We start from the raw sequence: 12,011 nt of genomic DNA, 5'->3' as shown, positions 1-12,011 counted from the left end.
TTTATTCAGTATCGGCACACAAATTTATATCTTTATGCGGTTTTATGGTTCGTTAATAAATATTAACACGCCCTTAGATGTGACATTGTCACTAATAACAAAATCCTGCACTTTCACCTGATTTAAATAGCGTGATAAGTTTATTTTGAATATTATTTTTAATGCGTTGTTTTAATCACTTACGCGCCAGGCCTTGTGTTCTCCTGGTTGTGCCGCACTTCATAAGTCAGGGGGTTTTACGCTTCATCTGCCTTCATACGTTGCTACAAACCTGTCTGTTATAAAAGAATAATTAATATCGCGTTGTATTTTAATGCGTAAAATGAACAGATTACTTGCCTGCTGAATATTTATTAAATCTACAAAAATAATACACCGTTCTTTCCGCTGATAAATAATGTGTCTCGCGCTTTTATATTTTTCTGCTATCCACGCTGGCGTTTGTCATTTTTGACCCTGCAATTTCTGGCATCACAATGTGATCCCTGCGACGGATTCGACACATTCATGCCCTCTCTGACGATCGCTGCACCAAAAGTGAACTAATCTGCACAAATGTTGATCATTCGTTAATTAAATATCACCTTAATTTAACAAAAAAGACGGCGATGCCGTGGTTTCCAGGTTGGCATGCGTCCTGCATTGTTAATTCAGTAACAGCGGAACGCTCTCTGACAGCTCACTAACAGCGAGACGGTAATGACATCAAAACCTGAGTTATTTGCCCGAATTGAGAAGAGTTTTAGCCAGCATACGCCCAGCGAAAAGCGCGTTGCAGGCTGGCTGTTAGCGCACGCGGCGCAGATACCGTTTGAAACGGCAGACGGTATCGCCAGAGCGACAGGCACCAGCGGCATCACGGTAGGACGTTATTTACGGAAGCTTGGTTTTCGTAATCTTGAGGATGCCAAAGCCAGCCTGCGGGAACTGCCATCTGTGCCCTATCAGCCCTGGGGGATGAATGAACGCCTTGACTCCTGGCAACAGCAGCAGCGGCTGCCCGACAGAGCGCGTCAGTCGCTGTCGCTGGAAATTGATGCCATCACCCACGTCTATCAGCTGGCGCAAAGTGAAACGTTCTTGCGCATCGCTCAGCAACTGGCGCATGCGGAGGCCGTGTATGTTCTGGGGATTCAGTCCACGCGCGGCATTGCTAACGCCTTTTTCAGCCACCTGGAATACCTGCGGCCCAAAGTCAGTTATTCCGAAGGGCTATCCGGGAGCTGGGTTGAGTCGCTGAATTCCGGGTTCGCACGGCCATATGTGGTGATCACGGATACCCGCGCCTATTCCGCCGCTGCCCGTCAGTATTGTCGCGTTGCCAGCGAGCGGCGCATTCCGCTGGCGTTAATCACTGATGTCTGGTGTCCGTGGGCCAGAGACTACGCCATCGACTTATTGCAGGTAAAAACCGACACCGGGCACTTCTGGGATTCACTCGCCCCCGTGAGCTGCCTGTTCAACTTATTGCTGTCAGGCGTGGTGGATCAACTGGGCGATACGCTTGCTGAACGGCTGCGAACTAATCGCCAGTTGCAACAAGAGTTTGGTCAATTCGAACAATAAACAGGAAACGTGCTATGTCAGAAACCCCTGAACTGGTCGATCTGTCAGTGATTTTCCCCTCGCTGCATATCGATCTCAAATACGCCACCGCCGATAACCTCACCGGCGCGCCCATTTACCGGGAGGCCCGTTGCCTGTTGCATACGGATGCCGTCACCGCGCTGGCGAAAAGTATCAGCATCGCGCAGCTGGCAGGGCTGTCTCTGGTGGTATACGACGCCTATCGTCCGCAGCAGGCGCAGTCGGTTCTGTGGCATGTCTGTCCCGATCCGCAATACGTGGTGGATGTGGCCATCGGTTCAAACCATAGCCGTGGTACGGCAATTGACGTCACTCTGATGGATGAGCATGGCAACGTGCTTGATATGGGGGCCGGTTTTGATGAAATGCACGATCGCTCGCACTCGTATCACCCTTCTGTTCCACCCGCAGCGCAACGTAATCGATTGTTATTGAACGCTATTATGTTTGGCGGTGGTTTTGTCGGCATCAGCAGTGAATGGTGGCATTTCGAATTGCCGGACGCGGCCAGCTACCCCTTGCTCGACGACTGCATTGCCTGTTTCCCGGCATCACGCACAACAACCCTTCCTGTAAATGATGGAGCACGGTCATGAAGACAACACACGCTTTAACTTCGCTGTTTCGTCCCGCCCTGATTGCCGTGGCACTGGCTGTTGCCCTGCCCGCCGCTCAGGCGGCTGTACCCAAAGATATGCTGGTGATTGGTAAAGCGGCCGATCCGCAAACGCTTGATCCTGCCGTCACTATTGATAACAACGACTGGACGGTGACCTACCCGTCTTATCAACGCCTTGTGCAGTACAAAACCGAGGGAGGTAAAGGTTCCACGGAGGTTGAAGGCGATCTGGCGAGCGACTGGAAGGCCTCTGACGATCAGAAAGAGTGGACGTTTACCCTTAATAAAGATGCCCGATTCGCTGATGGCTCGCCCGTTACGGCAGATGCGGTGCAACAATCTTTTGCGCGTCTGCTGAAAATTGGACAAGGCCCGGCAGAAGCCTTTCCAAAAGATTTGAAAGTCGAAGCCGTCGATGACTATACGGTGAAATTTACGCTGAGCCAGCCGTTTGCGCCCTTCCTGTACACGCTGGCGAATGACGGCGCCTCCATTATTAACCCGGAGGTTCTGAAAGAACATGCCGCAGATGATGCGCGCGGTTTTCTGGCGCAGAATACCGCAGGTTCCGGCCCGTTTATGCTGAAAAGCTGGCAGAAAGGACAGCAGCTGATTCTGGTGCCGAATCCGCATTATGCGGGAGCCAAACCTGCCTTTAAGCGCGTGTCGGTAAAAATTATTGGTGAGAGCGCTTCCCGCCGCCTGCAATTGTCGCGGGGAGACATCGACATTGCCGATGCTCTCCCGGTAGACCAGCTCAACGCGTTAAAACAGGAAGGGAAAGTCAACGTGGCGGATTACCCTTCGCTGCGCGTGACTTATCTCTATCTGAACAACAGTAAAGCGCCGCTGAATCAGGTGGATTTGCGCCGGGCCATTTCATGGTCAACGGACTATCAAGGCATGGTGACGGGTATCCTCAGCGGTAACGGCAAGCAGATGCGCGGCCCGATTCCTGAAGGTATGTGGGGCTATGACGCGAAGGCAATGCAGTACAGTTTTGATGAAGCGAAAGCCAAAGCCGCCTGGGAGCAAGTCGCGACCAAGCCCGACAGCCTGAGCTTCCTCTACTCTGATAACGATCCAAACTGGGAGCCGATTGCGCTTTCCACGCAGGCCAGTCTCAGCAAGCTGGGTATTAAGGTGAAGCTGGAAAAACTGGCGAATGCCACCATGCGCGACCGGATCGGCAAAGGTGATTACGACATTGCCATCGGCAACTGGAGCCCGGACTTCGCCGATCCGTACATGTTCATGAACTACTGGTTTGAGTCTGATAAGAAAGGTCTGCCGGGTAACCGTTCGTTTTATGAAAACGCCGGGGTCGATAAACTTCTGCGCAGCGCGCTGACCACCACCGATCAGGCGGCCAGAACGAAGGATTACCAGCAGGCGCAAACCATCGTGATTGATGAGGCCGCCTACGTCTATCTCTTCCAGAAAAACTATCAGTTGGCGATGAACAAAGAGGTCAAAGGCTTTGTTTTCAACCCCATGCTGGAACAGGTCTTTAACATTGGCGCCATGAGTAAATAAGCCACGTTGATGCGGGGCCGTTATGGCTCCGCAAGGGGAAGCCTATGACGTTCTGGAGCATTTTACGCCAGCGATGCTGGGGACTAATTCTGGTGGTCGCCGGTGTTTGCGTAATTACGTTTATTATTTCTCACCTGATTCCTGGCGACCCTGCGCGACTGCTGGCCGGCGATCGCGCCAGCGATGAAATTGTCGAAAACATTCGCCAACAGCTGGGGCTGGATCAGCCGCTGTATGTGCAATTTTTTCGCTATGTCAGCGACGTTTTTCACGGTGATCTGGGCACGTCTATACGCACTGGCCGCCCGGTAATGGAAGAGTTGCGCGTGTTTTTCCCCGCCACGCTTGAACTGGCCTTCTGTTCCCTGCTGCTGGCGTTGGTGATCGGAATTCCGCTGGGGATTTTATCCGCCGTATGGCGAAACCGCTGGCTGGACCATCTGGTGCGGCTGATGGCGATAACCGGCATTTCCACCCCGGCGTTCTGGCTGGGGCTGGGCGTTATTGTTCTGTTTTACGGGCATCTGCAAATTCTGCCCGGCGGTGGAAGGCTTGATGACTGGCTGGACCCGCCCGCCCACGTCACCGGGTTCTACCTGATTGACGCGCTGCTGGAGGGGAATGGCGAGGTCTTTTTCAACGCGTTACAACACCTTATTTTACCGGCGCTGACCCTGGCGTTTGTCCACCTGGGAATTGTCGCCCGTCAGATTCGTTCCGCCATGCTGGAACAACTCAGCGAGGACTACATTCGTACCGCGCGTGCCAGCGGTCTGCCTGGCTGGTACATCGTGCTCTGCTATGCCTTGCCTAACGCCCTGATTCCGTCGATTACCGTTCTGGGGCTGGCGCTGGGCGATTTGCTGTATGGCGCCGTGCTTACCGAGACGGTCTTTGCCTGGCCGGGAATGGGGGCGTGGGTGGTCACCTCTATTCAGGCGCTGGATTTTCCGGCGGTGATGGGATTCGCCGTAGTAGTTTCTTTGGCTTATGTGCTGGTAAACCTGGTCGTCGATTTACTCTATTTGTGGATCGATCCCCGAATCGGTCGCGGAGGTGCTGAATGATGTTAACGCAAGAGACGCCCGCCCCGTCGCAGACCGCCCGCCGCCGGATCGACTGGGCAAAACTCTTCTGGCTGATGAAAAGCAGCCCGCTGACGCTGACCGGCGGCGTGATTATCATCCTGATGTTGCTACTGATGGTGCTGTCGCCCTGGATAACGCCTTACGATCCCAATGCCATTGATTTGACCGCGCGCCTGCTTGCGCCCTCTGCGACGCACTGGTTCGGCACTGACGAAGTGGGACGCGATCTGTTCAGCCGCGTACTGGTCGGCAGCCAGCAATCCATTGTCGCCGGGCTGGTCGTCGTGGGGATTGCCGGTGGAATCGGCTCCTTGCTTGGCTGTCTGTCCGGCGTCATGGGCGGGCGCGCCGACGCCATTATTATGCGCCTGATGGATATTATGCTGTCGATTCCTTCGCTGGTGCTGACGATGGCGCTGGCCGCCGCGCTGGGGCCGAGCCTGTTTAACGCCATGATGGCGATCGCCATTGTCCGTATTCCTTTTTATGTACGCCTGGCGCGGGGGCAAACGCTGGTCGTGCGCCAGTTTACCTATGTACAGGCTGCCCGAACGTATGGCGCTTCTCGCTGGCACCTTATCAGCTGGCATATCTTACGTAATTCGCTGCCGCCGCTTATCGTGCAGGCGTCGCTGGATATTGGCAGCGCGATCCTGATGGCCGCTACGCTGGGCTTTATTGGCCTTGGCGCACAACAGCCTACCGCTGAATGGGGCGCAATGGTGGCTATTGGTCGTAACTATGTCCTCGACCAGTGGTGGTATTGCGCCTTTCCTGGGGCGGCGATCCTGATTACCGCTGTCGGGTTTAACCTGTTTGGCGATGGTATTCGCGATCTGCTTGACCCTAAAGCCGGAGGAAAACAGTCATGACCCAACCCGTGCTGGAAATTGAGGATTTACACCTGAGCTTTCCGGGTTACAAAGCCGATGTTCACGCCCTTAACCACGTATCATTGCGCATCGACCGGGGCGAAATCGTCGGCGTGGTCGGCGAGTCCGGGTCAGGTAAATCCGTCACCGCCATGCTGGCAATGCGGCTGCTGCCGGAAGGCAGCTATCACATTCATCAGGGCCGCGTATCGCTGCTGGGCGAGGATGTGCTGAATGCCAGCGAAAAGCAGATGCGTAAATGGCGCGGCGCGCGCGTGTCGATGATCTTCCAGGAGCCAATGACGGCGCTGAATCCCACCCGGCGCATTGGGCAACAAATGGTGGAAGTCATTCGCCATCATCAGGCGGTGAGCCGCCAGGCGGCGCGGGAGAAAGCCATCGCCCTGCTGGAAGAGATGCAAATTCCCGATGCGGCGCAGGTTATGGCGCGATTTCCGTTTGAGCTGTCCGGCGGGATGCGCCAGCGGGTGATGATCGCGCTGGCATTCTCCTGCGAACCGGAGCTGATTATTGCCGACGAACCCACTACCGCGCTGGACGTCACGGTGCAGCTACAGGTTCTGCGTTTGCTGAAACTAAAAGCGCGAGCCAGCGGTACTGCGGTGCTGTTTATCAGTCATGATATGGCGGTGGTATCGCAGTTGTGCGATCGGCTGTATGTCATGTATGCCGGAAGCGTGATTGAGAGCGGCCCCACGCAGACGGTTATTCGCCGCCCCACGCATCCCTATTCCATTGGTTTGTTGAAATGCGCGCCGGAACACGGCGAACCTCGCGCGCCGCTGCCCGCGATTCCAGGGACGGTGCCTAACCTGACCTGTCTGCCAACCGGATGCGCCTTCCGCGAACGCTGTTTTGCCGCCGGGACGCTGTGCGAGGCTGTCCCGGAGTTGGAGAATCATGGCGAACCTGAACAACAATCCGCCTGCTGGTATCCACAACAGGAGATGACGCATGTCTGACATATTGCTCTCGTTACGGGATGTCCATATCACCTTCCCCGCCCGTAAAAACTGGTTGGGCCGGGTGACGGAACGCGTACATGCCCTGAACGGTATGGATTTGCAGATTCGCCAGGGAGAAACGCTCGGCATCGTGGGGGAATCCGGCTGCGGGAAAAGTACGCTGGCGCAACTGCTGATGGGAATGTTAAAACCCAGCCACGGCGAGTGCTCGCGGCCTGGCGTTGCGCGCACCGGCGCCAACAGCGGGATGCAGATGGTCTTTCAGGACCCGCTCTCTTCGCTGGATCCCCGATTACCCGTCTGGCGGATTATCACCGAGCCCGTCTGGCTCCAGAAGCATAACAGCGAACGTGAACGGCGGACGCTGGCGGAAGAACTGGCCTTACAGGTTGGCATCCGGCCTGAGTACCTCGACAGGCTTCCCCATGCGTTTTCCGGCGGACAACGCCAGCGCATCGCCATCGCCCGCGCCTTATCGTCAGAGCCGGACGTTATCGTGCTTGATGAACCGACTTCCGCGCTGGATATCTCCGTGCAGGCGCAGATCCTGAATCTGCTGGTTGCGCTACAGACGCGCCGTAAACTGACGTATGTGCTGATTTCACACAACGTGTCGGTTGTGCGGTACATGAGCGATCGGGTGGCGGTGATGTATCTCGGGCAAATTGTTGAACTGGGCGACGCGCAACAGGTGTTAACCACGCCTGCACATCCCTATACCCGGCTGTTGCTGGATTCCGTTCCGAAAACGGGGGCGCCGCTGGCAGAAGATCTGGTGCTGCGCAAAACGGAATTACCGGGGAACCGCCACCTGCCGCAAGGGTGTTATTTTCGCGATCGCTGTCCGCTGGCAACCCGTGGCTGTGAAAAACCGCAGGCATTATTGACGCGGGGATCGGAGAGCGACGTTCGCTGCTGGCGAGCGGTGGAGTAAGAGCCAGGCAATCGCCCGGTGGCGCTGTCGCTTACCGGGCCTACAGGGTGTTGTGGGGCCGACCCGACGCTCAATCACCGGGCCGTCGAGATTGATGCCGTTATGACGTCAACTGATAATCCAGCGTGATTTCCGCTTTCAGCACCTGCGAAACCGGGCATCCGGCTTTCGCTTTCTGAATAATGCCGTCAAAGGTGGACGCATCAATGCCAGGTACGGCAACTTCACTGTGCAACGCAATTTTCGTGATCGCAAAACCCGCGTCGACTTTATCCAGCGAGACATCGGCTGTCGTGTCGATTGACGATGGGGTAAAACCCGCCTCGCCCAGCATCAGCGAAAGCGCCATCGAGAAACAGGCCGCGTGGGCCGCGCCGATCAACTCTTCCGGGTTGGTCCCTTTTACGCCTTCAAAGCGTGTATTAAAGCCATAGGGTTGTTGATTCAACACGCCGCTTTCGGTCGATACCGTACCTTTTCCACCTTTAATATCGCCTTCCCAGTGTGCCTGACCTTTCTTATGGATTGTCATTCTTGCTCTCCTGTTGGCTCAAAACAGAAAGTATAGACCAACTCTGTTACACGCGTTCGGTCGCCTTCCGGGGAAAACCTGCTATGCTGTACCAGCAACCTAAGGGGTTACGTTTCTTTCGCAATTGCGAATTTGTCCTTAAAACTAGCAACAGGATTGAGGAGTTAAAATGAAATCGAACCGTCAGGCCCGTCATATTCTTGGACTGGACCATAAAATTTCCAACCAACGCAAGCTCGTGACCGAAGGCGACAAAGTCAGCGTGGTCAACAACCCTACTGGCAGAAAACGTCACGCTGACAGCCAAAAGTAAGCGCCCTGTTCTGATATGACGATAAACACCATTGCAACCGCAATGGTGTTTTTGCTTACAAAAGCCTGGATTCATTCACAATGCTTTATACTCTTTGCCCGACGCCCTGGTGAAAACCTAAGTACGCCCATAAAACAGCACCAGGAACGGATATTCGAAAAAGAGTGAGTGACATGGAAACCAAAATCAAGAAACAGCGTTCCCTTTATATTCCTTACGCTGGCCCTGTGCTGCTGGAATTTCCTCTCCTGAATAAAGGAAGCGCTTTCAGTATAGAAGAACGCCGTAACTTCAACCTGCTGGGGTTACTGCCGGAAGTGGTCGAATCGATTGAAGAACAGGCGGAGCGCGCCTGGATCCAGTATCAGGGATTCAAAACGGAAATCGATAAACATATCTATCTGCGCAACATTCAGGATACCAACGAAACCCTGTTCTACCGACTGGTGCAAAACCATCTCGATGAGATGATGCCGGTTATCTATACCCCAACGGTGGGCGCCGCCTGTGAGCGCTTCTCTGAGATCTACCGTCGCGCGCGCGGCGTGTTCATCTCTTATCAGAACCGCCACAACATGGACGATATCCTGCAAAACGTGCCTAACCACAATATCAAAGTGATTGTGGTGACGGACGGGGAACGCATCCTCGGTCTTGGCGACCAGGGCATTGGCGGAATGGGGATTCCAATCGGTAAACTGTCGCTGTACACCGCCTGTGGCGGCATCAGCCCGGCCTATACCCTACCGGTGGTGCTGGACGTCGGCACCAACAATCAGCAGTTGCTGAACGATCCGCTCTATATGGGCTGGCGTAACCCGCGCATCACCGATGACGAATACTATGAATTCGTCGATGAGTTTATTCAGGCGGTGAAACAGCGCTGGCCGGACGTCTTGCTGCAATTCGAAGATTTTGCGCAGAAAAACGCGATGCCGCTGCTTAATCGCTATCGCGATGAAATCTGCTCTTTCAACGATGATATTCAGGGAACGGCGGCCGTGACCGTCGGTACTCTGATTGCCGCCAGCCGTGCGGCGGGCAGCCAGTTGAGCGAGCAGAAAATCGTCTTCCTTGGCGCAGGTTCTGCCGGTTGCGGGATTGCTGAACAGATCATCGCGCAAACCCAACGCGAAGGACTCAGCGAAGAAGCCGCTCGCCAGAAAGTGTTTATGGTGGATCGCTTTGGTCTGTTGACTGATCAGATGCCTAACCTGCTCTCATTCCAGACGAAGCTGGTGCAAAAACGCGAGAACCTGCAACACTGGGACAGCGAAAGCGAAGTGCTCTCCCTGCTTGATGTCGTGCGCAACGTGAAGCCGGACATTCTGATTGGCGTGTCGGGGCAAACCGGACTCTTTACTGAAGAGATCATTCGCGAGATGCACAAGCACTGCCCACGTCCGATCGTGATGCCGCTGTCTAACCCGACGTCCCGCGTTGAAGCCACGCCTCAGGACATCATCGCCTGGACCGAAGGCAATGCGCTGGTCGCGACCGGCAGTCCTTTCGCGCCGGTGGCCTGGAAAGATAAAATTTACCCTATTGCGCAATGTAATAACGCCTACATCTTCCCGGGGATCGGCCTGGGCGTGATTGCGTCCGGCGCGTCGCGTATTACCGACGAAATGCTGATGTCGGCAAGCGAAACGCTGGCGAAATACTCTCCGCTGGTGCTCAACGGCGAAGGTCTGGTATTGCCGGAGCTGAAAGATATTCAGACCGTGTCGCGAGCGATTGCCTTTGCCGTGGGTAAAATGGCGCAGCAACAGGGCGTGGCGGTAAAAACGTCCGCAGAAGCGCTACAGCAAGCCATCGACGAGAATTTCTGGCAAGCGGAATACCGCGATTACCGCCGTACCTCTATCTGAGTGTTTGCCCGGTGGCGCTACGCTTACCGGGCCTGTGTTTTATACGGTTGTCGGTCGGATAAGCGCAGCGCCATCCGGCATTCTGTTGGCAAAAAAAAAGCGCTACAGACGTAGCGCTTTTGTCTTTTGAAAGCGGGTTATTGTAATCCCTCTTTGCTTTCCTTTTTCGCTTCGACCTTCTCGACGTCGCGATACCAGCGCGGGTGGTGTTTCTTCGCCCAGCGACGACTCACCTTACCTTCGATCATCCCTTTAATCGATCCTTTCACCCAGAATGCCATATACATATGGATGAGGATGGCGTGCATCAGGATGATGCCTGCCGCCGCATGGATCAGCAGGCTATAACGCACGACCTGCATCGGGAAGAACTGCGCAAAGTACGGACGCCAGATAATCACGCCCGTCACCAGCAGCACGAAAATCATGCTCATGATCGACCAGAACATCATTTTCTGCCCGGCATTGTACTTACCGACATCGGCGACTTTGTGTTCATTGCCCTTCAGAACTTCCACAATATTTTTCAGCCACGGAAGATCTTTCTTGTCCGGGATGTTGTGGTGTACAAAGCGCACAAACATGAACATCAGTGCGACAAAAATCGCTACGCCGAAGAACGGGTGCAAAATACGCCCCATCTGCGGCGTCCCGAAGGTTTGCGTCAGCCATTGCAGCGTCGGGAAGAAAAACGCAATTCCCGACAGCGACACCAGGAAGAAGCAAATCACCACCGTCCAGTGACAGGCGCGATCGATAAATTTCGTGCGCACAATCATTTTCGACTTACTCATGATGGTCCTCCTCTTCATCGTCCACTTCCTTGTTCGGGCCAATACCAATGTAGTGATAGATAAGCCCGGCGAAGGTGGCGATAAACCCGGCGGCAGCCAGAGGTTTCAGCGCCCCTTTCCACAAGTTGATAGAGGTATCGATCTGTGGATCTTTCGGTAAGCCGTGATACAGCTCCGGCTGGTTCGCGTGATGCAGAACGTACATGACGTGCGTACCGCCCACACCTTGTGGGTTGTAAACACCGGCATGTTCGAAACCGCGCGCTTTGAGTTTCTCCACGCGCTGCTCCCCCATCTCCAGCATCTCTTTCTTGGTGCCGAAATGGATTGCCCCGGTTGGGCAAGTTTTCACGCAAGCCGGTTCCTGACCGATACTGACGCGATCCACACACAGCGTACATTTATAGACGCGGTTGTCCTCTTTATTGAGGCGCGGAACATTAAATGGACACCCGGCGATGCAGTAGCCGCAGCCAATACAATGTTCGGACTGGAAATCAACAATCCCGTTAGCGTACTGGATGATCGCGCCGGCAGACGGGCATGCCTTCAGGCAGCCCGGATCTTCACAGTGCATACAGCCGTCTTTACGAATCAGCCATTCCAGCTTGCCGTTCTGTTCGGTTTCGCTAAAACGCATCACCGTCCAGGATTTCGCGCTAAGATCGGCCGGGTTGTCATACACCCCGACGCAATGACCCACCTCGTCACGAATGTCATTCCACTCGGAACAAGCCACCTGGCAGGCTTTACAGCCTACGCAGGAGGAGACGTCGATCAGTTTTGCGACTTCCGCTTTATAATCACGCGCCTGGGGAGGCGGCGTGATCGGGTTTGTTGCAGACCGTTTGATGATGTCCTGCGTTTCCAAAGACATAT

Annotated in this window: 12 protein-coding genes; 9 read left to right on the top strand and 3 right to left on the bottom strand. The window is 54.7% G+C overall.

Going from position 1 to position 12,011, the window contains the following annotated elements:
- Window positions 1-699 precede the first annotated feature (699 nt).
- Genes OGV83_RS15425 through OGV83_RS15395 form a run of 7 tightly spaced genes read left to right on the top strand, consistent with a single transcriptional unit; the run spans window position 700 to window position 7,622 of the window.
- Complete coding sequence (locus OGV83_RS15425) at window positions 700-1,566, top strand: MurR/RpiR family transcriptional regulator (RefSeq protein WP_012132399.1); 867 nt, start codon at window positions 700-702, stop codon at window positions 1,564-1,566.
- Between the two features lie 14 nt (window positions 1,567-1,580).
- Window positions 1,581-2,183 (top strand): D-alanyl-D-alanine dipeptidase, encoded by a 603-nt coding sequence (gene ddpX / locus OGV83_RS15420; protein WP_214143184.1) that lies wholly within the window; start codon window positions 1,581-1,583, stop codon window positions 2,181-2,183.
- Window positions 2,180-3,742, top strand: coding sequence for an ABC transporter substrate-binding protein (locus OGV83_RS15415; protein ID WP_286463956.1), 1,563 nt, complete (start codon window positions 2,180-2,182; stop codon window positions 3,740-3,742). The genes ddpX and OGV83_RS15415 overlap by 4 nt, the downstream gene beginning before the upstream one ends.
- 44 nt (window positions 3,743-3,786) lie before the next feature.
- Window positions 3,787-4,809, top strand: coding sequence for an ABC transporter permease (locus tag OGV83_RS15410; protein ID WP_012132396.1), 1,023 nt, complete (start codon window positions 3,787-3,789; stop codon window positions 4,807-4,809).
- Window positions 4,806-5,702, top strand: a complete 897-nt coding sequence (ddpC, locus tag OGV83_RS15405; RefSeq protein ID WP_115181639.1) for a D,D-dipeptide ABC transporter permease — start codon at window positions 4,806-4,808, stop codon at window positions 5,700-5,702. Before OGV83_RS15410 ends, ddpC begins: the two co-directional genes overlap by 4 nt.
- The gene (locus OGV83_RS15400; protein ID WP_071258329.1) at window positions 5,699-6,685 is read left to right on the top strand and encodes an ABC transporter ATP-binding protein; all 987 of its coding nucleotides are present in this window, start codon (window positions 5,699-5,701) and stop codon (window positions 6,683-6,685) included. Before ddpC ends, OGV83_RS15400 begins: the two co-directional genes overlap by 4 nt.
- Entirely contained in the window at window positions 6,678-7,622 is a 945-nt protein-coding gene (locus OGV83_RS15395; protein WP_047463662.1) for an oligopeptide/dipeptide ABC transporter ATP-binding protein, read from the top strand. The genes OGV83_RS15400 and OGV83_RS15395 overlap by 8 nt, the downstream gene beginning before the upstream one ends.
- A gap of 100 nt (window positions 7,623-7,722) precedes the next feature.
- Here the strand turns inward: OGV83_RS15395 and osmC are convergent, their stop codons facing one another.
- On the bottom strand, window positions 7,723-8,154 hold the full coding sequence (gene osmC / locus OGV83_RS15390; protein ID WP_012132392.1) for a peroxiredoxin OsmC: 432 nt from the start codon (window positions 8,152-8,154) through the stop codon (window positions 7,723-7,725).
- Window positions 8,155-8,323: 169 nt separating this feature from the next.
- On the opposite strand from osmC, the gene sra reads away from it, so the two are divergent.
- Complete coding sequence (gene sra / locus OGV83_RS15385; RefSeq protein ID WP_024130331.1) at window positions 8,324-8,467, top strand: stationary-phase-induced ribosome-associated protein; 144 nt, start codon at window positions 8,324-8,326, stop codon at window positions 8,465-8,467.
- A 173-nt stretch (window positions 8,468-8,640) separates the two neighbouring features.
- On the top strand, window positions 8,641-10,338 hold the full coding sequence (gene maeA, locus OGV83_RS15380) for a malate dehydrogenase (protein WP_012132390.1): 1,698 nt from the start codon (window positions 8,641-8,643) through the stop codon (window positions 10,336-10,338).
- Between the two features lie 137 nt (window positions 10,339-10,475).
- Here maeA and fdnI read toward each other — a convergent pair whose 3' ends face one another.
- Entirely contained in the window at window positions 10,476-11,132 is a 657-nt protein-coding gene (gene fdnI, locus OGV83_RS15375) for a formate dehydrogenase-N subunit gamma (RefSeq protein WP_012132388.1), read from the bottom strand.
- Window positions 11,125-12,009 carry a formate dehydrogenase subunit beta gene (fdxH, locus tag OGV83_RS15370; RefSeq protein WP_012132387.1) on the bottom strand — a complete coding sequence of 295 codons (885 nt, stop codon included), beginning with the start codon at window positions 12,007-12,009 and terminating at the stop codon, window positions 11,125-11,127. The genes fdnI and fdxH overlap by 8 nt, the downstream gene beginning before the upstream one ends.
- Between the last annotated feature and the right edge of the window lie 2 nt (window positions 12,010-12,011).

Source organism: Citrobacter sp. CK189, assembly GCF_030333505.1.
GTDB classification, from domain to species: Bacteria; Pseudomonadota; Gammaproteobacteria; order Enterobacterales; family Enterobacteriaceae; genus Citrobacter_B; species Citrobacter_B koseri.
The sequence above is the reverse complement of the archived record's forward strand: the minus strand, read 5'-3'. Positions and strand labels throughout refer to the sequence as shown.